Here is a 23,630-nt window from a genome sequence, read left to right on the forward strand (position 1 = left end):
TACCATGTTAGAGAATTTTTTAACGGGTCTAGAGTTAGACCAACAAGGCGCACTTAATTTATTAAAGCTAGCGCGTGATTTAAAAGCAAATCCCGAGAAATACAGCCAAGTACTAGCGGGTAAGTCAGTTGTTACACTATTTGAAAAGCAAAGCTTACGTACACGTTTATCGTTTGATATTGGTATTAATCGTTTAGGTGGTCATGCGGTTTATTTAGATCAGCAAAATGGCGCTATGGGCGCACGTGAATCGGTAAAAGATTTTGCTCTTAATATATCAACGTGGGCCGACGGTATTGTAGCGCGTGTTAATCAGCACAGCACATTAACAACGTTAGGTGAATACTCCTCTGTGCCTGTGGTTAATAGCTTATGTGACTTGTACCACCCGTGCCAAGCACTGGCAGATTTTTTAACCCTTCAAGAAGTGCATGGCGATGTGAGCGAACTTAAAGTGGCTTACCTCGGCGAGGGTAACAATGTGACTCATTCACTTATGTTACTTGCCGCAACACTGGGCACCGATTTTGTAGCGGTAACGCCAAAAGGGTGTTCGCCTGATTCGCAAATTCTTAAAAAGGCTGAGCAAATCGCAGCAATGAATGGTGCATCTGTCATGGTAAGTGACCGTGTAGAAGCGGCAGTTGGCGCAAACGTTGTTTATGCCGATACATGGGTTTCAATGGGGGATGATACCCCGCTTGAGCAAGTTAAAGAAAAATACATGCCTTATCAGCTAAACCAAGCATTGCTAGATCAAACAGGGGCGACTACGGTATTACATTGCCAACCGGCACACCGTGAGTTTGAAATTACCTCTGAGGTAATGGACGGCCCAGCATCAAAAATTATTCAACAAGCAGAAAATCGCATGCATGCGCAAAATGCTCTGCTAGTTACATTACTAAATCCAAATTTTGTTAAGGAACACCTATGAGTTCAATTAAAAAAGTCGTTTTAGCCTATTCAGGTGGTCTAGATACATCGGCTATCGTGCCATGGTTAAAAGAAAACTACGGTTGTGAAGTAATCGCGTTTGTTGCCGATGTAGGCCAAGGCGCAGAAGAGCTTGAAGGCGTAGAGGCAAAAGCAATCGCATCAGGTGCATCTGAGTGTTACGTAGTTGACTTAAAAGACGAAATGGTAAGTGACTACATTTACCCAACGCTTAAAACGGGTTCTATTTACGAAGGTACGTATTTACTTGGTACCTCTATGGCGCGCCCAATTATTGCTAAGGCGCAAGTAGAGATTGCACGTAAAGTAGGTGCCGATGCCCTTTCTCATGGCTGTACGGGTAAAGGTAACGACCAAGTACGTTTTGAATCGTGCTTTGCAGCGCTTGCACCTGAGCTAAAAGTTATTGCGCCATGGCGTGAGTGGGACTTATCAAGCCGTGAATCACTATTAGATTACTTAGCTGAGCGTGACATTCCGTGCTCTGCCTCTGCAACAAAAATTTACAGCCGTGACGCAAACGCATGGCACATTTCGCACGAAGGTGGCGAGCTTGAAGATCCATGGTGTGAGCCTAGCGATCAAGTATGGACCTGGACTAACTCTCCTGAGCAAGCACCCGATAAAGCCGAAATTGTAACATTAAAAGTAGTTGAAGGTGAAGTAGTTGCTGTAAATGGCGAAGAGCTTAAACCTTATGATTGTTTAGTTAAATTAAACGACATTGCATCACCGCATGGTGTTGGTCGTGTTGATATAGTAGAAAACCGTTTAGTCGGTATGAAATCTCGCGGTTGTTACGAAACCCCAGGTGGTACCGTGATCATGGCGGCGCTTCAAGCAATAGACGAGCTAGTACTTGATAAATCAAGCCGTAAGTGGAAAGAAGTATTAGGCGGCGAATTTTCGCACTTAGTGTACGACGGACGTTGGTTTACGCCGCTTAAAGACTCTATCTTAGCGGGCGCTGAGGCACTGTCTACATTAGCAACGGGTGAAGTGGTGCTTAAGCTTTATAAAGGCCAAGTGACAGCTGTTCAGAAAAAATCACCTAACAGCCTATACAGCGAAGACTTTGCAACCTTTGGCGAAGACGATGTGTATGACCAATCACATGCTGAAGGCTTTATTCGTTTATTCTCGCTTTCAAGCAGAATTTCGGCGTTGTCTAAAAAGTAAATTTTACGCCCATTGTAAAAGGGGCATTACAGGGTTTGGAGATATTTCATGGCATTATGGGGCGGACGTTTTTCTACGGGTCCAGACGAGGCGTTTAAGCAATTTAACGACTCTCTTCCATTTGACTACCAATTAGCAGAGCAAGATATTATTGGCTCTGTGGCATGGGCTGGCGCACTTGAACAAGTGAACGTGTTATCAAGCGATGAGCACAAAGAATTAGTATCGGCATTATACGAGTTACTCGAAGAGGTAAAAGCAGATCCAACCGCTGTAGCTACCTCAGGTGCCGAAGATATTCATTCACATGTTGAAGCCGCTTTAATCGAAAAAGTAGGTGATCTAGCTAAAAAGTTACACACAGGCCGAAGTCGAAATGACCAAGTAGCCACCGACTTTAGATTATGGTGCCGTGATACTGCCGATCATATTTTAAAAGCTATTGCCCAATTAAAAGCAGAATTTGTTGCGTTAGCCGAACGCGAACTGGGGACTATTTTACCAGGTTATACTCATTTACAACGCGCACAACCTGTATTATTTAGCCACTGGTGTATGGCATACGTTGAAATGCTTGAACGTGACGAAAGCCGTTTGCAAGACGCTAAAGCCCGTATGAACTATTGCCCGTTAGGCAGTGGCGCATTGGCTGGCACTGCTTACCCAATTGACCGCCAAACACTTGCACAAGGCTTAGGCTTTACAGGGACGACAAAAAATAGCCTTGATGGCGTTTCAGACCGTGACTTTGTTGTTGAGCTATTAAGTTGTGCTTCAATTTCAATGATTCATTTATCACGTATGTCTGAAGATTTAATTTTTTATAACTCAGGTGAAGCGGGTTTTATTGAACTTGCCGACAATGTTACATCTGGCTCGTCTTTAATGCCGCAAAAAAAGAACCCAGATGCACTTGAGCTTATTCGTGGTAAAACAGGTCGTGTATTTGGTGCCTTTAGTGCCATGATGATGACCCTTAAAGCACTCCCTCTTGCTTACAACAAAGATATGCAAGAAGACAAAGAAGGCATTTTTGATGCGATGCCAACATGGCTTGCGTGTATTCACATGGCACAAGCGTGTATTAAAGGCGTAAAAGTTAAAGGTGAGCGTACATTGGCTGCGGCAAAAGGCGGTCATGCAAATGCAACCGAGCTTGCTGATTACTTAGTGGCTAAAGGGGTACCTTTTAGAGAAGGCCATCATATTGTGGGGGTGTTAGTACAGCTCGCAATAAGTGAGGATAAAACGCTTGAGGAGCTCTCACTTAAGCAATATAAATCAGTAAATGATGTGTTTGAAGACGATGTTTATCCGGTACTTGAAATAGACGCCTGTATTAAAGCGCGTCAAGCAATTGGCGGCACCTCTATTGAGCAAGTTACTAGCGCAATTAAAGCAGCCAAAAAAAAACAGCAGATAACGGTTCGTGATGCCAATCTAGACGACGTTGAATCAATTGCAAAACTTATTCAACATTGGGCAACCGTCGGCGAAAATTTGCCGCGTGCAAAAAGTGATATGGTGCATTCAATTAATGAATTTGCTGTGACCGAAATAGACGGCAAAGTGTCGGGCTGTGCATCGCTGTATATATACGATACAGGCCTTGCAGAAATACGCTCTTTGGGTATTGACCCGCAAAGTGCGGTAACTGGGCAAGGGCGGCAATTAGTTGACCATTTACTAATAAAAGCCAAAAAATTGGCACTTAATCGCGTAATTGTACTTACTCGCGTGCCAGACTTTTTTGAAAAACAAGATTTTGTTTTTTGCAGCAAAGACAGCCTGCCTGAAAAAGTGATGAAAGATTGTGAATTGTGCCTTCGTAAAGAAAACTGCGACGAAGTAGCAATGGAATACATTTTAAAGCCAAGTAACAAAGCGGCGATCCCGTGTAAATTCGTGGCTTAAACTCCCTGGATACAAAAAACGTACGGTTACCCCTGTGCGTTTTTTTATGTCTGAGTTTATCTGGTCTGATGTGTTTCGATTGTTTCAATTACCAGTAATTTACTTAAAAATAAAATTTAAATAAAAGTTGGTATATAGCTTGCTAATAGTTACGTAGTTATAAAATAGCAACTACCACTATGAGTAGTGCATATACCTACACAATGGTGTGATTTAGTTTTACGCCAATTAAATTTAAACTTTTATAAGGATCAATTACATGCAAATTTCAGCTAATAGCCAAGTGCAAATGCAAGCATACAACAAAACACAACAATTACAGCCTTTGACTCAACAAACTACTAGCACTAAAACCCTACAATCTGATACAGTGAGTTTCTCGCAAGAAGGTTTGAGTGCAGCGAGTGCTGATTTAAGCCGTTCTGCCATTTTGTTACCAGAATTAGTTCCTAAAAAACCAAAGTGATAATTTAAGGCGTTAGATGTTATTACAAGATTTGTTTGGGCTGTTTTCACTCTCTGCTTTTTTTATGTGGGGATTTTTAATGGCTTTTTTTTTTAATGCATTTGTTTATTCACTGGATGTGAAAAGAGGCACAACCCTCTTACTAAGCTCTTTGGTTATGATGTGTTCATACACCCTATCAGATTACTTTTTTACTTGGCTTTCCCTAAAAAATTCACTCTACTTAAATTTCGCCTTATATGATATTGCTACAATTACCGCTCTTCTGTGCTTATATAAAATAGTAAAAAAAACCACGCCATCTTTTTTATATTTAATATTAGGTCTCAGTATCAATACCGTCTTCTTTGCGTTAATGCACATCGATATATACATTTATGAAAACAAACAACATTGGTGGTTGTGGGAGGCATTCTTATACACTGTAAACCTAGTTGATATTACAATGATTGTTGCATTAATAGTTGATAGAGATATTTTAGGGCTGCATAAGCTTAAAAATACAATCTGCACATTACTAAATCCAAGCGCTAATTCAAGAGTACCCTAGCTTAACATTAATTTTTATTTTTACGCTGAACAAACGTCAAAGCATAAATTTAAGGGCGGTAACTTTACTTCAAGTGACTATGGTACGACTGCCATGCATTTCAAAGTATTAAGCCACACCTCACTAAGCTTTAGACTGTAAAATAAAAGTATACCTCCAAACTTGGTAGACAACTAAACCATGAATAGCTTTAAATCTAGTCCCAATCATCTATGTTTATTAGCGCACTTGTAAAATAGGGCTTTTAAATGTCTTTTTTGTCCAGCTTGGCTTCAAGCGTATGCAAACCTGTCAAATTAAACGTGCACTTACCGACCAGAATGATCTGCTCTTATTACATAAGCGATTGCCATGTCAGATGACCTGATGTTAAGCCCAGATGTTAGTTTCTATATTGGAGCATTGGTACAGTGGGGGTTTTTAATGGCCTTTTTGTACTCATTCGTTTCTAGCATTAATAAGCCTGACAAAAAGGGTGTTTGGTTATCTCTAGTGATGACTGTTTCATATCTATCAAGCCTTTTTATAGATATTCAAACAATACGGTACCTCGATTTTTTTTATTTTGATATGGCCACTATTTTTGCCCTAGTGGTACTTAATTTAATTATTAAAGAGAGGCTTATATTTGCCTATTTATTAGCGGGGCTCTCAGTGAATGCCATCCTATTTTTAGGAATGCATTTGGATACCGTGGTTTATAATAACTACGAGCCTTGGCTTTTTACAATAGTTTATTCTTGGCTAGTTAACTTTAACGACTTTGCCATGGTTGCCGTTTTCTTCATTAAAAAAGACTTCTTAGGTTTGGTTAAAGCAAAATCATACATATATAAAAAATTGAGTCGAAGTGTATAAATGCTTGAACACGCAACATTAATGCTTGGTTCAATCAACGCCCATTTGAGTATTTTTATCACATGGTTTTTTGCTGTTGCATTTCTTTATAATTTAACAATAAGCATAAATGTTAAAAACAAAAGCGTTATGTTTCTGTCTTTGATGATGATGGTGTCGTATACGCTGACCTTAATAATGGGAAAAGCGCAAGTAATGATTACGACTTCGTTTTATTTAGATTTTGCTCTATCTGACGTGGTTGCTATTTTTGCAATCGTGACCTTTTCACACTTTTACAAAGCGCCTTACTCAATTGCATATTATTATCTTACTCTTGGTTTGAGTCTTAACGCTATGCTGTTTTTGGTTATGCATTACGATTATGCTGTTTTGGCTAATTATGATTATTGGTGGGTTTGGGGGTTGTATGCTATTGGACAGGTTTCTAGTGATATAATAATGGCTTTAGTACTCATTATTAACAAAGATATTTTAGGTTTGGTTAAATTGAAAAATGTTGTGTTGAATCGTAAAACACCGGTGGCTAGGTAATGGGTAGTTTTTTGGAGGACTTTTTTTGGAGTCTCGCTGAAATTAGCGAGCTCTTAGGCATACTTATTACATGGTTATTTGTTTTTACATTTTTATATAACTTGTCGGCGGCCATTAATAAATCAGACAATAGCCGAACTCAACTGTCATTCATTATGATGGTTTCTTACACGTTGAGTTTGTACATAAATATATATACACCACTACGGTACCTACAATTATTTGCCTTTGATATCGTTACTATTGCCGTTATTTTGATTTGGCGATTGTGCTTAGGTAAAGTTATCCCTATTGGCTTTTATTATTTAATCGTAGGGCTGTGTATTAATGCAGCGCTTTTTATGGCCATGCATATTGATCGAATAGTAAGCACAAATTATGAGTTTTGGTGGTTGTGGATGCTTTATGGCTTTTCAACACTTATTGTTGATTTCATAATGGCTGTAGTACTTATTGCTAATAAAGATATTTTAGGGTTGGTCAAATTAAAAAATATTTTACTGAATCGTAAAATACCGGTGGCTATGTAATGGGGAGTTTTTTGGAGGACTTCTTTTGGAGTCTCGCTGCAATTAGCAACCTCTTAGGTATACCTATTACGTGCTTATTTGTTTTTGCATTTTTATATAACCTGTCTACGGCCATTAATAAAAACGACAATAGTCGCACTCAACTGTCATTAATTATGGTGGCTTCTTATACGTTGAGTTTGTACATAGACATGTATACTCCATTACTGTTCCTAAAATTATTTGCTTTTGATGTTGTAACCATTACCGTTATTTTTGTCTGGCGGCTGTGCTTAGGTAAAGTTATTCCTATTGGCTTTTATTATTTAATTGTAGGGCTGTGCATTAACGCATCGCTTTTTATGGCCATGCATATCGATAGTATAGTAAATCCAACACATGAATTTTGGTGGTTATGGATGCTTTATAGCTTTTCAGCACCTATTGTTGATTTTATAATGGCTGCTGTACTTATTATTAATAAGGATATTTTAGGCTTGGTTAAATTGAAAAATGTTGTCTTGAATCGTAAAACACCGGCAGCTATTTAATGGGTAGTAATTTAGAAAGTATTTTTTTAAGCCTAGCTGAAATTGGTGAGCTACTTGGTATTTTTATTACGTGGCTATTTGTTTTTACTTTTTTATATAATTTATCTGCGGCTATTAATAAACCTGATAATAGCCGAACTCAATTGTCATTCATTATGATGATTTCCTATACGTTGACACTTTACATATATGCATATACGCCATCGGTGTACTTGCAATTATTTGCCTTTGATGTCGCTACCATTATCGTTATTTTTATTTGGCGAAAATGCTTTGGTAAAGTTATCCCGATTAGTTTTTATTATTTAATAGTAGGGCTCACTATTAATGCAATATTTTTTATGGCTATGCATATTGATACAATAATACAGCCTTATGGTGGATATTGGCGGTTGTGGGGGATATACGGGATAGTGGTGCCACTTGTTGATATAACTATGGCTTTGGTACTTATTATCAATAAAGATATTTTAGGATTGGTTAAATTAAAAAACAGCGTACTAAATCGTAAAAAACAGGTTGCTGTTTAACGGGGAGTTTTTTGGAAGATCACTTTTGGATGATGGTTTCAATAGCTGAACCTTTTGGTATTTTTATAACGTGGCTATTTGTTTTCACTTTTTTATATAACTTGTCTGCGGCTATTAATAAAACCGATAATAGCCGAACTTACCTGTCATTCATTATGATGGTTTCGTACACCTTGTGTCTATACATAGACATGTATACACCACTTAGGCATTTACAGTTATTTATTTTTGATGCGGTTACTATCGCGGCTATTATCATTTGGCGTTACAGCCTAGGGAGAGTGATCCCAGTTAGCTTTTATTACTTGGTCGGGGGGTTGTCTGTTAACGCAACGCTTTTTTTGGCAATGCATTTTGATTTTATAGTAAACCCATATTGCGGTTATTGGTGGCTATGGGGAGTTTACGGGTCAGTAATGCCGCTTGTTGATATAACAATGGCCGTTGTACTTGTTACAAATAAAGATTTATTAAAACTGGTGTGGTTAACTAAAAAACTAACCACACGTAGTTAATGTATCGCTAGAGGCTGCATACCTCTAATTTTTTGCTTTGGTAAAGCACTTCACTAGGCTTAATTAGTACTGCAGCCTACTTTATCTTTGAGTGCTTTTACAATAATAGGGTCTACAAATTCGCTTACATCACCCTGATGACGCGCCACTTCTTTAACTAAAGTAGATGAAATAAAAGAATTTTTTTCAGCAGGTGTTAAAAATACACTTTCAAGATCGGGGTTTAGGCGGCGATTCATATTGGCTAATTGAAATTCATAATCAAAGTCAGACACCGCTCTTATACCGCGAATAAGTACGTGAGCATTGTGATCGCGTGCTAAATCAGCCAGTAATCCAGAAAAACCAATAACTTTTACGTTATCTAGGTGGCTTAAAATTGTGTTTGCTAGCGCAACACGTTCTTCAAGGTTAAAACATGGCTGTTTACTTGGGTTATTAGCAACGGCAACCAAAACAGTATCAAACATTTTAGCAGCGCGCTGTATAAGGTCTGTGTGCCCATTAGTGAGTGGGTCAAAAGTGCCGGGGTAAATTGCAGTAACGTTCATAAGGTTCACAAATTATAATTTTAGCGTAGTTTAACAGTGTTTACAGTACAAAGCAGCCCAGTCGCATGTGCAGCTAGTGGGTATTATTTTAGCGATTATTTAGGGTGAGAATATGCCGTAAAGGCATGACGTTATTTATAGCTCGCTTTTTTGGTTTCAAACTTGGCGCTGTGGTTAAGTCGTCTTTTATGTTGAATAACTTTCAATCCATTAAGGTCAACATGATCTAGTTGTAAGGGGAGTGTTTTAATTGTTAATTTTGTTTATACTGCCTATCCAAATTTGAGTGTAATGTAGCCAGTAGACTATTTGAGTATTAGCATATGAATACCAAGGAAAAAATAATACACACCAGTATTTCGTTGTTTAATGAAAATGGTGAGCGTGCAATCACGACGAACCATATTGCATCGAGCTTAGGGATGAGTCCGGGTAATCTTTATTATCACTTTAAAAATAAAGAAGATATTATCCGCCATATTTTTGCGCTTTACCGTGATCATTTAAGTACACATTTTAAGCCTATTGATAAAGACGACGATGCATTTAGTCATTTAACTGCTTATCTCGACTCGCTATTTGAACTTATGTGGCGTTTTCACTTTTTTTACGACAACCTTGGCGATATCCTCTCTAGAGATACCGACTTAAAACAAGCGTATATTGATTTTCAGCTTGAGTTACTAGAGCAAGTTCGTAACGTTATTTTGGGATTGCGCGATAAAGGCATGATCGCCATTGACGAACAAGACGTGACCGAATTAGCCCACACACTTAAACTCACTGTTAGCTTTTGGACCCCTTACATAAAAGCACGAAGACCCAGTGGTTCGCTTGCTGAGCAAGATATTTATTATGGTATTTTAAAAGTATTGGCTTTATTTAGGGCCTACAGCACAGAAAAAAGCAGTGTACAGATGAACCAACTTCGCGAAAAGTACACGGCACTTGCACAGCAAGCACCGGCAGTAGCATAACGCCTAATTTATTGGCTGTTTCCTAGACGTTAAAATTTTTGCTATAATCGCGCGCCAAATGCCTGGGAGCGCGAATTCCCGCAGTCTAAGAGTGAACTATGCTTAAATTTATCGTCAAACTACACCCCGAAATAGCTATCAAAAGCCGCTCGGTTCGTAAACGCTTTACTAAAGTGTTAGAAAATAACATTAAAATTGTATTGCGTCGTATTGACGAAAAAGTACAAGTAAGAAACAACTGGGATAACATTTCAGTTGTCACCAAATTAACTGATGCGCAAACTCGGTTAGACTTTATTGATGGTTTGCAACGCATTCCAGGTATAGTGCAATTTATTGAAGTGACCGAAGTCGAATTTAGTACTTTGGACGAAATTTATAAAAAAACTTTCGAGTTAATTGGCCACACAATAGCGGGTAAAACATTTTGTGTACGTGCAAAACGTATAGGCCAACACGACTTTACCTCAACTGATTTAGAGCGTTACGTTGGTGGTGGTTTAAACCAACACGTTGAAGGTGCCAGCGTAAAACTTAGCCGCCCAGAGGTGACTATTCGTCTAGAAGTAAAAGACGACAAAGCTTACATTGTAACGCAAACACATTTGGGTATGGCGGGCTTCCCTTTGCCAACTCAAGAAGATGTGCTGTCGTTAATGTCGGGTGGGTTTGACTCAGGTGTTGCTAGCTACCAAATGATACGAAAAGGTGCGCGTACGCACTTTTTGTTCTTTAATTTAGGCGGCGCTGCCCACGAAATTGGCGTTAAACAAGCTAGTTACTTTTTATGGAAAAAGTACAGCTCTACCCATAAAGTAAAATTTATAACGGTAGACTTTGAACCTGTTGTTGCCGAAATTTTAGAAAATGTTGAAAACAGCCAAATGGGCGTTGTACTTAAACGTATGATGATGCGTGCGGGTAGCGCAGTGGCTGAAAAGCTAAATATTCAAGCACTTGTAACAGGTGAGAGTATTGGGCAGGTGTCTAGCCAAACGTTGGCTAACTTAAGTGTTATTGACCGCGTAACCGAAACGCTTATTTTACGCCCGCTAATTCAGCATGATAAGCAAGAGATTATAAACATTGCGCGCCAAATTGGTACCGCTGAAATGGCTGAAACTATGCCAGAATACTGTGGTGTTATATCTAAAAAGCCAACGGTAAAAGCAAAAATAGACGTGATTAAAGGCGAAGAAGAAAAGTTCGACTTTGATGTACTTGATACCGTTATAGATAACGCGCGTGTTATGGATGTTCGTGATATCGACGTAGAAGCCAAGCAAGAGCTAAAAGAGGCTGAATCGGTTGCCGATTTACCGCCTGGCTCTGTGGTTGTTGATATTCGTTCACCAGAAGAAGAGGACGCCGCGCCGCTTGAGATTGAAGGTATTGAAGTAATCCACTTACCGTTTTTCCGCTTAGCTACTAAATTTGGCGACCTACCAAAAGATAAAGATTATTACCTGTATTGCGATAGAGGTGTAATGAGCCAGTTGCAAGCGCTTATTTTACACGAGCAAGGATTTACAACAGTTAAAGTGTATCGCCCTTAAGAAATAAGTTAGTAAGTTACGGGTTAATAATTTATGAAAGCGTGGTTTATACCACGCTTTTTTTTGCCTGAATTTTAGCAAGTAACTCATTATTAGTTGGGGTATTAATGTCGTAGCGTTTGCCTTGCTCGCTAATATACCCACAAATGGCCATTATTTCTGTTGGCCTGTTATTAGCAATATCTTGTTGCATTGACGAATAATTTTCAGCAGTAAGTGCCATTACGGTGTAAGCATTATTTAACGCATCAGCTAAAGCGATATTCGACCCTTGCGCATTAGCAACTCTGCAGCCCTCATAGAGCAAGCTCATTATAGTTGCGCTAAATATAGGAGCGCGTAATTGGCCATTTTTTATATTATGAAGCGCAGTTAGTGGGTTAATAGCCACATTAACCAGTAGCTTTTCAAAGCGAAGCTGCTCAATGTTATTAACTACTTTTAAATTGGGAATTGCTTGGAGTAGTGGTGATATACATTGTGGGTTTTTAACTGCGAGGTTGTTACAGCCACCAATCACGCTTTGTCCTTCACCGGTATGTTGCACAATGTAAGGGTTAGACTTAAAACCAGCCATGCTGGTGGTTAAAAAGTAAAGTGCTTGCTGAGTGTGTAACTGAGGCATTAGCTCTTCAATATTTCCCATTCCATTATGAGAAATTACCAGTGTTGAATTTTCAGCTAGGTAAGGTTTTACTTGTTTAAACGCGTCTTGAACCTGAAAAGCTTTAACCGTAAAAATAACAATATCATAACTAGGTTGCTGCGCCAGTTCACCTAAATTAATAAAGCGTGCACTAATTTTATGTGACGGGGCATTTTTACGGCTATAAAAACGGGTATTGCAGGTTGGCTTGCGTGTTAAAACATGTACCGTATTTTCTTTACTTAAAAAGTGACTCATTAATAGGCCTATAGCGCCATCACCTATAATTAAAATGTTAGTCATAAGGATTCTTTTTTCGAGGAGTAAAAATTACTCTAAGTAAAAAGTAGCTAGCAGCACCCGCAAAATCAGCGATAAAATCGCCAATAGAGGCTTGCCTATAGGGAAGTGCATCTTGCATTATTTCAATTGATGCACCGTAACCGGCTAATAATAAAACTTGTGCGTATAAAGGAAGCTTAAACGCTTTATCCATAATAACGGCAAGCACAAAAAAAATCCCAAAATGGGCTACTTTATCAATGTGTGGAAATAGGTTAGCTGCGCCTTTTATTTCTTTGGCAAATAAAAAAGTAAACGCCACGATGCTGAGCAAAAAAACTGCTTGGTAAACACGCCTTGTCACGTAAAATCCTAGAGTCGCTTAAAAAAGAAACTTGAGTATATCAAACTAAATGAGTATCGCACCTGAACAAGATGCAGAAAAATGTAAAGATTTATAGTTTTAGCGTTATAATTGCGTCATAAAAATTAAGATTGAATAGTTAGGAGAAAACCAATGCCTTCATTTGATATTGTATCTGAAGTAGAAATGAACGAAGCACAAAATGCGGTTGATAACGCAAACCGTGAACTTGAGACTCGCTTTGACTTTAGAGGTGTTGATGCATCTATTGAGCTAAACGACAAAACAATTAAACTTAAAGCTGAAGCTGATTCACAGGTTATGCAGTTGTTTGATATTTTAGCCGGTAAAGTTTCTAAGCGTGGTATGGATGTAGCTAGCTTAGAACTTCAAGACATTAGCCGTGCGGGTAAAAATGTTTTTCGTAACGTTGCCCTTAAGCAAGGTATTGAAAAAGATATGGCTAAAAAAGTAGTTAAAGCCATCAAAGATTCTAAAGTAAAAGTGCAAGCGGCTATTCAAGGCGAAGAAGTGCGCGTAACGGGTAAAAAGCGCGATGACTTACAAGCTGCTATGCAAGTTGTGCGTACTGCCGATTTAGGTCAGCCATTTCAGTTTAAAAACTTCCGCGATTAGTTATAGAGTGCTTTTTGAGCGCTCTTTAAATAATAAGCCAAATAGCCGCGATAGTTATTTGGCTTTTTTATGAGCTGTTTAAATTCGTTTAAGTATGCTAAACCGCTTTTAGCTGTATAGACGTCCGTTGACATTTTTTATTAAACTCCTCACAATAGCGGCCTATTTTCAAGGTGCTTATTAATTTTTTCAATGGTTTGATTTTTTTAATAAGATAATCGGGAAGTTGGTGCGTTTTCATGATGACTACAATCCCAACACTGCCCCCGCAACGGTAAAGTAATACATAAAGCTATGTACTTACTGAGTCCGGAGACCGGCCTTGATGTAATCTTACTTAGTTCTTTGCGGTGGGCAAAGAAGGGGAACATCATGTTAAATAAAACAACTCTTGGCGTTGCAATTACTGCTGCGCTGTCACTATCTGTATCTGCTGCAGAGCAATCAATCGAAACCATTACGGTAACCGCTAATAAGTTTGAACAATCAATTACTAATGTATTAGCGAGCGTAAATGTTATAACTCGTGATGACATAGAAGCCAGTAATGTTCGCGACTTACCAACGCTATTAACGTCTCAAGTTGGCTTTCAGGTAAACCCTAATGGCGGCTTTGGTCAAAATGCCGGTGTTTCACTGCGCGGTACGGGATCGGGTGATACGCTAATTTTAATAGACGGTGTGCGCACAGGTTCGGCAACGCTTGGTCAAAAAGCATTAAGCAATGTGCCATTAAACAGTATTGAGCGCATTGAAATAATAAAAGGTTCACGTGCAGCAGTGTATGGCTCTGATGCGCTAGCGGGGGTTATTAATATTATAACGCGCGAGTCAGATAACCTTTCTGTTAGTGCTACGTTTGGGTCTGATTCATATCAAGACTACCAGCTTGCTGGCTCTGTAAAAACAGGTGAGCTGACAACGGCTTTTAATGCAGGATTTGAAAAAACAGATAACTTTGATGTACTGCAAGGTGTTGCCCCCGATGAAGACGGCTTTGAAAACAAAAACCTTGGCTTTAAAGTAAACTATACCGATGCGCACTACGGCGACTTTAAGTTACTAGGGCAATACAGTGAAGGCTTTGCTGATTACGACAGCCGCTTTAGTCCTGCCGATAGTACGATTGAGCGAGGTGATTTTAAAAATTACCAGCTTTCGGCTGGTTGGAATAAAGACTATAACAATCAAACACACAGCATTGATATTGCATTTGCAACGGATGATTCAGACAACCGTTATGTTGATTTCTCTCAAGGGCCAACAACGAGTACCTTTATTACTAAGCGCTCACAAATTGACTATAACGGTCAATACCGTTTAAACGATTCGTTAAACATTAGTGGCGGCGTTAATTGGTACAACGATGACATGTCACAAAGCTCCACCACGTTTGAAGTAGAGGAGCGCGATGTATTAGCGGTATTTGTTGGCGCATATTACGATGCGGATGAGTTGCTTGCCAATTTAACCGTTCGTCAAGATGACGATGAGCAATTTGGTAATGAAACAACGTATACCGCGGCGGCAGGTTATCACTTATCCGAAAACGCTACATTTAGAATAAGCCAAAGCACGGGCTTTAAAGCGCCTACTTTTAATGATTTATATTTTCCACTTTACGGCAATACTAACCTTCAACCCGAAACGTCAGTAAATCGCGAGCTTGGCTTAAACATTGACTTTGAAACTGCACGTGTTGATATCGCTATTTTTAGAAATGAAATTGAAGATAAAATTGCTTACGACACTAATTTTGCACTCACCAATATTAATGAGGCTCAATATGAAGGTGTTGAGTTTAGCCTGATTAATCAAATTTTTGGCTTTGATAGTAATGTGAATTTTGCTTACTTAAGTGCAGAAGATAAAGAAACTGGCGAAGCGCTTAGAAACGTTGCGAAACGAACCTTTAATTGGGAGCTTGCAAAACAGTTTGGTGCATTTGATACAAGCCTAGCAATGCAATATCGCGGTGAGCGAGCAGGGGCTGTTTCACAATTAGGGTCTTATACGCTTTGGAATTTAGCGGGTAATTACCAAGTAAACGATGAGGTTACGGTATCCCTTCGTGTTGAAAACTTATTTGATAAAGAGTACAACGCAGTCGATTCTAACGCTGATTTTACAACAGGACAGGTGTACTACTACAACACGCCAGAGCGCCGCTTTTTTGCTGGTATAGATTACCAGTTTTAAATAAGCTAATTTAAAGCCCGGTTTTGCCGGGCTTTTTTGTATTTTTACTCAGCTAAAAACTCTTTAAATACGGTTTCAAACTTGTGTAATTTTGGCGCGATTAACATACTGCAATAGCCCTGTTGAGGGTTTTCGTTGTAGTAATCTTGATGATAGTGCTCTGCAGGGTAGTAAGTTGTTACCGGGCTTACTTCGGTTACAATTGGCTCACTAACATGAGTTTGTAACTGTTCAATCATAGTTTTAGTAAGCGCAAGTTGTTCGTTATTATGGTAATACACAACACTTCGGTATTGTGTGCCAATATCGTTACCTTGGCGATTTAATTGTGTAGCATCATGCAAAGTAAAAAACATCGCAAGCAAGGTTTCAAAGCTTACAATCGTGCTATCAAATTCAACTTTTACTACTTCGGCATGGCCCGTTGTACCACTGCATACTGATTTGTATGTTGGATCGTCAGTGTTCCCACCGGTATAACCCGAGCTTACATTCGACACGCCATTTACACGCCTAAATGCTGCGTCAATACACCAAAAACAGCCACCACCAAAGGTTGCTAATTGCGTTGTTGAACTCATAATTATTCCTAATATTAAACAAAGGTCACGCAAAACATAAAGCCTAGCGTCGTAACAAGGTTACGACGCGCTAGCTTGCTTAGATCTCTTCAAGCGGTTTTTCGGTTGCTTGTTTATTAAGTTTTTGTTGTAAATACTCAGGTGATTGTGTGTTGCGTGCAAGCGCATAGTACGCTGCTGGCACAACAAATAAAGTAAGTAGCGTTGAAACAATAACCCCGGTAAATACCACAACACCAATTACCATACGGCTTTCAGCGCCAGGGCCTGATGCTAATACCAATGGCACTGAGCTCATAACCGTTGTTAGCGATGTCATTATTATTGGGCGTAAACGTTGTGTAGCCGCTTGTAATATTGCTTCGCTAAATTCTACACCTTTGTCGCGTAATTGGTTGGTAAATTCAACAATGAGTATCCCATTTTTAGCGCTTAACCCTATGAGCATAACAATACCAATTTGGCTGTAAATATTAAGCGTAAGTCCGGTAGACCAAAGACCAAACATCGCGCCCATTAAACCAAGCGGTACTGTTAGCATGATTACAAATGGGTGCATAAAGCTTTCAAATTGCGCTGCCAATACCAAAAAGGTAACTGTTAGCGCTAATACAAATACGTAGGTCATTGCTGATGCGCCTTCGTAATAAAGCTGAGATTCACCTTTGTAGTCTATTGCGCCGTCAATATCATTTTCTTCTGCGGCAACATTGTTTAAAAAGTTAAGTGCTTGTTCGAGTGTGTAACCATCGGCTAAGTTTGCGCTTAAGGTTATTGAGCGCATACGGTTGTAACGGTTTAAGCGTGAGGCCGTTGCCTCTTCTTTTAAGCTAATTAGGCTGTCTAGCGGAACAAGCTCACCACTGCGTGATTTAAGGTATATATTTGAAATATCGGTCGGGTTATTAAAGTCTTCTTTTGTACCTTTCAAAATGACATCGTATTCTTCACCTCTATCTATAAAGGTTGTCACACGACGCTGACCCAGCATGGTTTCGAGTGTACGACCAACGTCAGACACAGACACTCCTAAATCGGCCGCTTTATTTTTATCAATGCTGACTAAAAACTGTGGGAATGTTTCTTTGTAATCGTGATCGATTCTAACAAGGCCCGGGTTTTGTTCTGCTCGTTTGATAATGCGGTCACGCCAATCGGCAAGCTGAGCATAATCATTACCTTGTAGAACAAATTCAATAGGGCGAGATGAACCGCCACCGCCAATACCTCGGCGCATAATAGCAAACGCACGTACATCGGTGACTTCGCGCATTTTGCCACTAATTTCATCCATTACCTCCCACGTAGAGCGCTTGCGTTTGTCCCAATCAGCCATACCAACAATAGCAACACCGCCGCTACCGCCCCAGCCAGGAACACGAACAAGCACACGGCTTAGCTCGCCAGACTCAGAGTAAGGCATAAGGCGTTCTTCAATTTTTGCCATATTGGCGGCATTATTTTCGTAGCTAGCACCCTCAGGCCCGCTCATCATAATGAAAAAGGTGCCGCGGTCTTCTTTAGGTGTTAGCTCTGATGGCACTTGCAGTAACAGTGAATAACTCACAAAACCCGCTAAAACTAAGCTGACTAACAAGCCCCATTTTTTGGTCATATTTGTTGAAAGTGAATTACGGTAACTGCGCTCTAATTTAGTAAACTGGCGGTCCATCCATTGGCTGAATTTATTAGGCTTGTCGGCGCTTTTTAAAACTTTTGAACACAATGCTGGTGCAAGCGTAAGCGCGGTCACACTTGAGAAAAAAACCGCTGCGCTTACAGCCATTGCAAATTCGGTGAATAACGCGCCTATTCGGCCATCCATAAATACTAAAGGAACAAACACCGAAATAAGCACAAGTGTAGTTGCTACAATTGCAAAGCCTACTTCTCGTGCGCCTCTATATGCTGCAAGTAATGGTGGTTCGCCAAGCTCTATGCGGCGGTGAATGTTTTCAAGCATTACAATAGCGTCATCAACAACTAAACCAATGGCCAGTACTAACGCAAGTAGTGTTAGCAAGTTGATTGAATACCCCATAGCGAGCAAAAACATAAAGCTACCTACCAAAGCTACCGGTACGGTAACAGCGGGAATAAGCGTTGCACGAATGTTGCCTAAAAACAAAAATATCACTAAAACAACTAAGCCCATTGAAATGGCAAGCGTGCTATATACTTCGCTAATCGACTCTTTAATGAATACAGACGAGTCGTAACTGTCTTGAATTGTTGTGCCTTCAGGTAGGTTTCGTTTGATTTTTTCAAGCTCACTACGTGCGTTGTCTACCACGGTTAATGTGTTTGCTTTAGCTTGTTTTACAATACCCAGGCCAATCATGTTGCGGCCGTTACCACGGAACAAACTTTCGTCGTCGGCGGCCTCTAGTTGAACATCGGCTACTTCGCCAAGGCGAACTAAATAGCCATCTTCGCCGCGTTTAATAACTAAATTTTTAAAGTCGCGCTGATCTTTGTAGCTTCGGGCCGTACGAACCGTAAAGTCGCGATCAATTGATTCAATTTCACCAGCAGGTAACTCAACATTTTCTGTGCGCAGAGTGTTTTCTATGTCGCTTGAAGTTATGCCGCGAGCAGCCATTGCTTGGCGGTTTAACCAAATTTTCATAGCGTATTGACGCTCGCCGCCAATTCGCACATTAGATACGCCATCCACAACGGCTAAGCGGTCAACAATAAAGCGCTGTGCATAATCAGAAAGCTGTAATGAGTCCATGGTTTCACTATTAAGTACAAACCACGCAATAGGGCTTTCATCACTGTTTGATTTAGATACCTCAGGCGGACGAACTTGCTCAGGTAGGCTGTCGAGTGCACGTGCAACACGTTCACGTACATCGTTAGATGCTGCATCTATATCGCGGCTAATATTAAATTCAATAGTAATGTTTGAGCGACCATTACGGCTCGACGAATTAATACTTTTAATACCCTCAATACCCGATATACGGTTTTCGATAACTTGGGTTATTTTAGTTTCGATTATCTCCGCTGATGCCCCGGTATATGAGGTGCTAATATTTACAATCGGAGTTTCAATGTCAGGGTATTCGCGTAGCGGTAACATGCTAAATGCTACTAAACCAAAGGTTAGTAGTAATAAGTTAATTACAATCGCAAAAACGGGGCGTTTAACGCTAGTGTCGGTAATTTTCACGTATTACCCCTTAACGCTAACTTTACTGCCCGAGCGAATTTTAATCAGCCCTTCAGTAATAATTTGCTGGCCATCGGTTAAGCCTTCATCAATGGCGACCCAACCGTTATTTCTGCCTGCAACGTGTACTTCTATTTTATTTGCAACGCCATCTGTAATTTTAAACACGTAGTGTTTGTCTTGCAGTGGTATAACCGCTTTTTCAGGAACCATAAGTGCTTGGCTTGTACTTAGCTCAAGTGCCGTATTTAGCAACATCCCAGGGCGTAATAGGCCCGATTTATTGGCAAAACTAGCAGTTACTTCAATGCTGCGTGTTACGGCGTCAATACGTGAGCTAATATGCGTTACTTTTCCTGTGAATGTTTGACCAGGGTAAGCGTCGTTTTGCGTTAATACCTTCATACCAATGGCAAGTTGCGCTAAATATTTTTCAGGGACTTTAAAGTCTACTTTTATAATACTAATATCATCAAGGGTAGTGAGTATGGTTGCATTATTAACATAAGCGCCTACAGATATTTCGCGTTTTCCTAATAAGCCAGAAAAAGGTGCACGAATGGTCATTTCGCTTAAGGTTGTTTTAGCACTTTCTAATTGTGACTTGGTCGCGTCTACGACAGATAACTGCTCTTCTAAAAGCGATTTAGCTGTAGACTGTGTACGTGATAGTTCTGTAAGGCGGTTAAGCTGACGCTTTTCTTCTTGTAAATTGATACTGAGTTCTTCAACGGCCAATTCTTCTTGTCTGCTTTGCAGTTGCACAAGTTTTTGACCTTTACTCACTAAGTCACCATCTTTGAAAAATATGTCGGTAACGTAGTCGTTTTGTGCGCTTTTGATATAAATAGCTTGATTTGCGCGTGCGCTACCAATTGCTTCTATCATTACAGCGTTTTTTTGCGAAGTTACTGTATGTGCAGAAACCTGTGTAGACATGTTAGAAAAATTAGCTTGTTCGCCATGGCTAGAGGGTAAGTATAAATAAACACTAAATATTAAAAGTAGTGTAATAATGAATGGAAAAAGAGCTTTGCCTGATTGTCTAGAGTACATCGTTTTCATACCTGAAAATTAATTATAAGTATTGTACGAAATAAGACCGGATAAAGTCTGTTATGTGTCTCATAATTTTGTGCGTTAAGCGTAAAAATAAGTAATATTAAATATGTGTACCGGTTTTTGTTTAATTAAAGCGATAAATATATGAATTTTAAAACATCTTGCAAGGCCTGTATGACAGCCAGGAAAGTGATTTTATGGGCTATTATTATGTTTATATTTTATATGGTTTTTTATCAATATGGATAAACATACTAAAAAGCGTATTAATTACCGTGCGAAAGGTGCACGCAATGGTATTGAAATATTAATAGTAGGCGCTATTGGCTTAGTATTTATTATGGCATTTAATTTACTAAGATCAGGCACTATTAGCATTGTTGAAATTTTTTTGGTCAGTGCCTGCCTTGGAGCTATTTTTGTGGGTTTTTTAAAAACCCAAGAACCTTATTACAGCTTAATTTTGAGCGAGTCTGCTATTGAATATAGGCATAAATATGGGGGCTGGTATTTATCTCATAAAAACTTTCATTCTTGCGGTGTTCCAAAAGTAGAAAAAGGCTCAGAGCATTTAGAGCTAAACGCGGTTGGGCTAAAGCTAAATGATATTGATGAGTTTTTAATGAGTATAACTCCTAGAATTGCGGGTAAATTACTTATAGAACAACGACATTTTTTTATGCAGGTTGTTCAAAATCATTGCAAAAATGGCAATTGCCCATCAGAATGGTTAGTAGAAGATACACAACATCGATCTGCGCGCGGAATTAGCTATAATGGTTTAATAGCAATGTTTGCAAACAGAACTAAGCACCTCAAGCTGCTAACAGGGTATGATTTATTACTACCTGCCAGTGTACTAGATACAGATATTTGGGCTTTTAGCGCTAATTTAAATAAGTGGAAGCGCGAGCCACATCAGTTTATAGCGTCGCAGCTTAAAGATTAAACTGCGACTGTAGGAAAAGACAATGAGCCAAGAAAGAGCCTTTTTAAAAAGTGGTCGTAATACCATAATACATAAAGACAAAAAACTTGATTTAGTGATTGTTAACGCTGAAAATCAGCCACGAATTAAAGTGACTCAAAACGGATTAGAGCCGTTTAAAGAGGAGCTACCAAAAAATAGACGCGACGCAAAAGACCGTTACCTAGAAATGGTATATATAAGCAGCGCTGAGGTATTTGGTGAAGAAAAACAGTTAGTATTTATTCAGTCGTTAGATGGTCGTGAATATAAAGTTGATTACAGCAAAGTTGGCACTAAATTGTTCGTTCGTATCCATCAAGACGCCTACATGTAAGCTTTAGTGGCACCTTTTTTGCTTGTGATTACCTCATGGTAATTATTTGACACACAAGGTGCTACGAATGAAAGCGTTAGCGTTAATCCCTCTTTTTTCCTGCATTTTTATTACAGCATGCGGCGGTGGCGGCGGTGGTGACAGTACCACAAATATTGAATCCTCTGTGAATGCTGGTCCGGACATACAAGTAATCGAAAAAATTGATTTTACAATTACCGCCCAAGGCTCACCTGCTGACGGTACATTTACGTGGCAGCAAGTAAGCGGGCCAAGTATAGACGGCTTTCCACTTGAAGGCGCAGAGCAAACACTTACGGCACCGGATGTTAAAGCAGACAGTGAAATTGTACTAAGGGTCAGCTATCAAAGCACTGGCAATAGCACAGTAAGTGACGACGTTTTAATTTCGGTTAGCTCTAATAATCAGCTCCCTATTGCTGTAATAACACAAACAGCACCAGATACACTCCCTTCTGTATACCAAGATACCATTATATTAAGTGCTCTAGACTCAAGCGATCCGGATGAAAATGGAATAGTAAATGGCTACTTTTGGGAACTTATATCAGGCCTTGAGTTAGATATTTCTAGCTTTGATGATTCAACATTAAGCTTTACTCATCCTTTGTTAGAAGCAAACACAACTTTGCTTTGGCGCTTAACGGTTACTGACGATGAGGGGGGGGAAGCCAGTACTCAATTCACAATGAGCCTTAATAAAACCAATGAATTAGTTGCCGCAAATGCAGGGGATGATCAAAATGTTGAAGAATTTGATCAGGTAACACTAGATGCAAGCAATAGCGAAACAGTCACAGATACATATCAGTGCGAGTGGCAACAATTAACCGGGAATGCTGAAACACTGAGCGATAGCCAACAGTGTGTATCTACCTTTTTTGCCTCCGATGTGGACACCAACACCACGCTTAGCTTTGAAGTAACCGTTACCGATTCGAAAGGACGCACCGATACCGATACGGTGTTTATTGATATAACGCCAAAAGCGCTTGGCCTGATAAACGACAGTGGTATGGGAGAATGCTACAACAATACGCAGCGTATAAATTGCGACAGTGATGATTTTCCTGAGCAGGATGCAGAACTCGGCCGTGACAGCTTTGCTAACCGCATAGATAAAGCAGGCATAGGGAATCTCGCATTTGATTATACTAAGCTTAATCAGTTTGCCGACGAGGTAGATGACTCCAGTGAAGTATTTAGCTGTATTCGTGACAATGTAACTGGGCTTGTTTGGGAAGTTAAATCCCCTTCCTCTGGTACTTTACCAAATACAACGTTGCGGGATGCGCAAAACAGCTATTATTGGGACATTGGCGACACAACTACCGATGCAGATAGTACGGCAAATACAACATGCCCTAACGACACAAGTTGTGGCTTACAAACCTATATAAATGCAGTTAATGCCATCGATTTTTGTGGGGGAACAAATTGGCGAGTCCCCACGTATACAGAGCTTTTGGGGTTAATTGATTATGGTAAGCAAGGGCAAAGCGTATTAATTGACACGGCTTTTTTCCCAAACATGCCTGAACCAGGCGCCATTGAAAACGTTAACTTACCTTATTGGACATCTCAAACTGCTGCGGATGGCACCAGTTTATCGCAGGCTTATATTATTGATATGAGTAACGGTAATGATCTTGCCTATCCAAAAGAGAACAACGCGTATGTTCGTTTAGTCAGAAGCCGATAGGAGAGTGT

General features: G+C 39.7%; 24 protein-coding genes and 1 riboswitch. Of the genes, 18 read left to right on the forward strand and 6 right to left on the reverse strand.

The features are described from left to right. The first annotated feature begins 4 nt into the window (after nt 1–4). The 11 genes from ATS76_RS06645 to ATS76_RS06695 all read left to right on the forward strand — a co-directional run bounded on the left by ATS76_RS06645 (nt 5) and on the right by ATS76_RS06695 (nt 8,563). A complete protein-coding gene (locus ATS76_RS06645) occupies nt 5–937 on the forward strand; it encodes an ornithine carbamoyltransferase (protein WP_058551535.1) in 933 nt (310 codons plus the stop codon). Next, on the forward strand, nt 934–2,136 hold the full coding sequence (locus tag ATS76_RS06650; protein WP_058551536.1) for an argininosuccinate synthase: 1,203 nt from the start codon (nt 934–936) through the stop codon (nt 2,134–2,136). Before ATS76_RS06645 ends, ATS76_RS06650 begins: the two co-directional genes overlap by 4 nt. 48 nt (nt 2,137–2,184) lie before the next feature. After that, nucleotides 2,185–4,050, forward strand: coding sequence for an argininosuccinate lyase (gene argH, locus ATS76_RS06655; protein WP_058551537.1), 1,866 nt, complete (start codon nt 2,185–2,187; stop codon nt 4,048–4,050). A gap of 259 nt (nt 4,051–4,309) precedes the next feature. Continuing rightward, on the forward strand, nt 4,310–4,516 hold the full coding sequence (locus tag ATS76_RS06660; RefSeq protein WP_058551538.1) for a hypothetical protein: 207 nt from the start codon (nt 4,310–4,312) through the stop codon (nt 4,514–4,516). A 16-nt stretch (nt 4,517–4,532) separates the two neighbouring features. Beyond that, complete coding sequence (locus tag ATS76_RS06665) at nt 4,533–5,066, forward strand: hypothetical protein (protein WP_058551539.1); 534 nt, start codon at nt 4,533–4,535, stop codon at nt 5,064–5,066. Nucleotides 5,067–5,417: 351 nt separating this feature from the next. Next, nucleotides 5,418–5,924, forward strand: coding sequence for a hypothetical protein (locus tag ATS76_RS06670; RefSeq protein ID WP_058551540.1), 507 nt, complete (start codon nt 5,418–5,420; stop codon nt 5,922–5,924). 21 nt (nt 5,925–5,945) lie between these two features. Further along, nucleotides 5,946–6,458 (forward strand): hypothetical protein, encoded by a 513-nt coding sequence (locus ATS76_RS06675; protein WP_442960104.1) that lies wholly within the window; start codon nt 5,946–5,948, stop codon nt 6,456–6,458. Next, nucleotides 6,458–6,988, forward strand: coding sequence for a hypothetical protein (locus tag ATS76_RS06680; RefSeq protein WP_058551542.1), 531 nt, complete (start codon nt 6,458–6,460; stop codon nt 6,986–6,988). The genes ATS76_RS06675 and ATS76_RS06680 overlap by 1 nt, the downstream gene beginning before the upstream one ends. Then, nucleotides 6,988–7,518, forward strand: coding sequence for a hypothetical protein (locus tag ATS76_RS06685; protein WP_058551543.1), 531 nt, complete (start codon nt 6,988–6,990; stop codon nt 7,516–7,518). The genes ATS76_RS06680 and ATS76_RS06685 overlap by 1 nt, the downstream gene beginning before the upstream one ends. Then, the gene (locus ATS76_RS06690) at nt 7,518–8,048 is read left to right on the forward strand and encodes a hypothetical protein (protein ID WP_058551544.1); all 531 of its coding nucleotides are present in this window, start codon (nt 7,518–7,520) and stop codon (nt 8,046–8,048) included. The genes ATS76_RS06685 and ATS76_RS06690 overlap by 1 nt, the downstream gene beginning before the upstream one ends. A 29-nt stretch (nt 8,049–8,077) precedes the next feature. Continuing rightward, nucleotides 8,078–8,563, forward strand: a complete 486-nt coding sequence (locus ATS76_RS06695; RefSeq protein ID WP_082664328.1) for a hypothetical protein — start codon at nt 8,078–8,080, stop codon at nt 8,561–8,563. Between the two features lie 59 nt (nt 8,564–8,622). On the opposite strand, the gene coaD is transcribed toward ATS76_RS06695, so the two are convergent. Further along, nucleotides 8,623–9,114, reverse strand: a complete 492-nt coding sequence (gene coaD, locus ATS76_RS06700; protein WP_058404961.1) for a pantetheine-phosphate adenylyltransferase — start codon at nt 9,112–9,114, stop codon at nt 8,623–8,625. 323 nt (nt 9,115–9,437) lie between these two features. Here coaD and ATS76_RS06705 point away from each other — a divergent pair, with 323 nt between their 5' ends. Both ATS76_RS06705 and thiI read left to right on the forward strand, forming a co-directional pair. Next, complete coding sequence (locus tag ATS76_RS06705) at nt 9,438–10,091, forward strand: TetR/AcrR family transcriptional regulator (RefSeq protein WP_006791540.1); 654 nt, start codon at nt 9,438–9,440, stop codon at nt 10,089–10,091. A gap of 98 nt (nt 10,092–10,189) precedes the next feature. After that, on the forward strand, nt 10,190–11,647 hold the full coding sequence (gene thiI / locus ATS76_RS06710; protein ID WP_058551546.1) for a tRNA uracil 4-sulfurtransferase ThiI: 1,458 nt from the start codon (nt 10,190–10,192) through the stop codon (nt 11,645–11,647). Nucleotides 11,648–11,693: 46 nt separating this feature from the next. Here the strand turns inward: thiI and ATS76_RS06715 are convergent, their stop codons facing one another. Next, entirely contained in the window at nt 11,694–12,596 is a 903-nt protein-coding gene (locus ATS76_RS06715; RefSeq protein WP_058551547.1) for a ketopantoate reductase family protein, read from the reverse strand. Then, entirely contained in the window at nt 12,589–12,939 is a 351-nt protein-coding gene (locus ATS76_RS06720; protein WP_058404964.1) for a VanZ family protein, read from the reverse strand. Before ATS76_RS06720 ends, ATS76_RS06715 begins: the two co-directional genes overlap by 8 nt. A 153-nt stretch (nt 12,940–13,092) precedes the next feature. Between ATS76_RS06720 and ATS76_RS06725 the strand changes: the two genes are divergently transcribed. Both ATS76_RS06725 and ATS76_RS06730 read left to right on the forward strand, forming a co-directional pair. Continuing rightward, a complete protein-coding gene (locus ATS76_RS06725; RefSeq protein ID WP_058404965.1) occupies nt 13,093–13,575 on the forward strand; it encodes a YajQ family cyclic di-GMP-binding protein in 483 nt (160 codons plus the stop codon). Between the two features lie 175 nt (nt 13,576–13,750). Continuing rightward, nucleotides 13,751–13,914, forward strand: a riboswitch (cobalamin riboswitch). Nucleotides 13,915–13,947: 33 nt separating this feature from the next. Beyond that, nucleotides 13,948–15,774, forward strand: coding sequence for a TonB-dependent receptor domain-containing protein (locus ATS76_RS06730; protein WP_058551548.1), 1,827 nt, complete (start codon nt 13,948–13,950; stop codon nt 15,772–15,774). 44 nt (nt 15,775–15,818) lie between these two features. Here ATS76_RS06730 and msrA read toward each other — a convergent pair whose 3' ends face one another. From msrA to ATS76_RS06745, 3 genes are all read right to left on the reverse strand, one after another. Beyond that, a complete protein-coding gene (msrA, locus tag ATS76_RS06735) occupies nt 15,819–16,355 on the reverse strand; it encodes a peptide-methionine (S)-S-oxide reductase MsrA (RefSeq protein WP_058551549.1) in 537 nt (178 codons plus the stop codon). A 79-nt stretch (nt 16,356–16,434) separates the two neighbouring features. Further along, a complete protein-coding gene (locus tag ATS76_RS06740) occupies nt 16,435–19,533 on the reverse strand; it encodes an efflux RND transporter permease subunit (RefSeq protein ID WP_058551550.1) in 3,099 nt (1,032 codons plus the stop codon). A gap of 3 nt (nt 19,534–19,536) precedes the next feature. After that, on the reverse strand, nt 19,537–20,589 hold the full coding sequence (locus ATS76_RS06745; protein ID WP_058551551.1) for an efflux RND transporter periplasmic adaptor subunit: 1,053 nt from the start codon (nt 20,587–20,589) through the stop codon (nt 19,537–19,539). Between the two features lie 247 nt (nt 20,590–20,836). Here ATS76_RS06745 and ATS76_RS06750 point away from each other — a divergent pair, with 247 nt between their 5' ends. The 3 genes from ATS76_RS06750 to ATS76_RS06760 all read left to right on the forward strand — a co-directional run bounded on the left by ATS76_RS06750 (nt 20,837) and on the right by ATS76_RS06760 (nt 23,622). Further along, entirely contained in the window at nt 20,837–21,544 is a 708-nt protein-coding gene (locus ATS76_RS06750) for a DUF2982 domain-containing protein (RefSeq protein ID WP_058551552.1), read from the forward strand. A 22-nt stretch (nt 21,545–21,566) separates the two neighbouring features. Then, nucleotides 21,567–21,899 (forward strand): hypothetical protein, encoded by a 333-nt coding sequence (locus ATS76_RS06755; protein ID WP_039037724.1) that lies wholly within the window; start codon nt 21,567–21,569, stop codon nt 21,897–21,899. 67 nt (nt 21,900–21,966) lie between these two features. Beyond that, nucleotides 21,967–23,622: an Lcl C-terminal domain-containing protein gene (locus ATS76_RS06760; RefSeq protein WP_058551553.1), complete on the forward strand. Its 1,656-nt coding sequence runs from the start codon at nt 21,967–21,969 to the stop codon at nt 23,620–23,622. Nucleotides 23,623–23,630 lie beyond the last annotated feature (8 nt).

The sequence above is a fragment of the Pseudoalteromonas sp. 10-33 genome, assembly GCF_001469195.1.
Lineage (GTDB): Bacteria > Pseudomonadota > Gammaproteobacteria > Enterobacterales > Alteromonadaceae > Pseudoalteromonas.

Coding starts and splice junctions, on each gene's coding strand:
- ATS76_RS06645 (WP_058551535.1), top strand. CDS start 5: ATGTTAGAGAATTTTTTAACGGGTCTAGAGTTAGACCAACAAGGCGCA.
- ATS76_RS06680 (WP_058551542.1), top strand. CDS start 6,458: ATGGGTAGTTTTTTGGAGGACTTTTTTTGGAGTCTCGCTGAAATTAGC.
- ATS76_RS06705 (WP_006791540.1), top strand. CDS start 9,438: ATGAATACCAAGGAAAAAATAATACACACCAGTATTTCGTTGTTTAAT.
- ATS76_RS06755 (WP_039037724.1), top strand. CDS start 21,567: ATGAGCCAAGAAAGAGCCTTTTTAAAAAGTGGTCGTAATACCATAATA.
- ATS76_RS06650 (WP_058551536.1), top strand. CDS start 934: ATGAGTTCAATTAAAAAAGTCGTTTTAGCCTATTCAGGTGGTCTAGAT.
- ATS76_RS06660 (WP_058551538.1), top strand. CDS start 4,310: ATGCAAATTTCAGCTAATAGCCAAGTGCAAATGCAAGCATACAACAAA.
- thiI (WP_058551546.1), top strand. CDS start 10,190: ATGCTTAAATTTATCGTCAAACTACACCCCGAAATAGCTATCAAAAGC.
- ATS76_RS06690 (WP_058551544.1), top strand. CDS start 7,518: ATGGGTAGTAATTTAGAAAGTATTTTTTTAAGCCTAGCTGAAATTGGT.
- ATS76_RS06750 (WP_058551552.1), top strand. CDS start 20,837: ATGGATAAACATACTAAAAAGCGTATTAATTACCGTGCGAAAGGTGCA.
- argH (WP_058551537.1), top strand. CDS start 2,185: ATGGCATTATGGGGCGGACGTTTTTCTACGGGTCCAGACGAGGCGTTT.
- ATS76_RS06760 (WP_058551553.1), top strand. CDS start 21,967: ATGAAAGCGTTAGCGTTAATCCCTCTTTTTTCCTGCATTTTTATTACA.
- ATS76_RS06675 (WP_442960104.1), top strand. CDS start 5,946: ATGCTTGGTTCAATCAACGCCCATTTGAGTATTTTTATCACATGGTTT.
- ATS76_RS06670 (WP_058551540.1), top strand. CDS start 5,418: ATGTCAGATGACCTGATGTTAAGCCCAGATGTTAGTTTCTATATTGGA.
- ATS76_RS06725 (WP_058404965.1), top strand. CDS start 13,093: ATGCCTTCATTTGATATTGTATCTGAAGTAGAAATGAACGAAGCACAA.
- msrA (WP_058551549.1), bottom strand. CDS start 16,355: ATGAGTTCAACAACGCAATTAGCAACCTTTGGTGGTGGCTGTTTTTGG.
- ATS76_RS06685 (WP_058551543.1), top strand. CDS start 6,988: ATGGGGAGTTTTTTGGAGGACTTCTTTTGGAGTCTCGCTGCAATTAGC.
- coaD (WP_058404961.1), bottom strand. CDS start 9,114: ATGAACGTTACTGCAATTTACCCCGGCACTTTTGACCCACTCACTAAT.
- ATS76_RS06730 (WP_058551548.1), top strand. CDS start 13,948: ATGTTAAATAAAACAACTCTTGGCGTTGCAATTACTGCTGCGCTGTCA.
- ATS76_RS06695 (WP_082664328.1), top strand. CDS start 8,078: ATGATGGTTTCAATAGCTGAACCTTTTGGTATTTTTATAACGTGGCTA.
- ATS76_RS06665 (WP_058551539.1), top strand. CDS start 4,533: ATGTTATTACAAGATTTGTTTGGGCTGTTTTCACTCTCTGCTTTTTTT.
- ATS76_RS06715 (WP_058551547.1), bottom strand. CDS start 12,596: ATGACTAACATTTTAATTATAGGTGATGGCGCTATAGGCCTATTAATG.
- ATS76_RS06745 (WP_058551551.1), bottom strand. CDS start 20,589: ATGTACTCTAGACAATCAGGCAAAGCTCTTTTTCCATTCATTATTACA.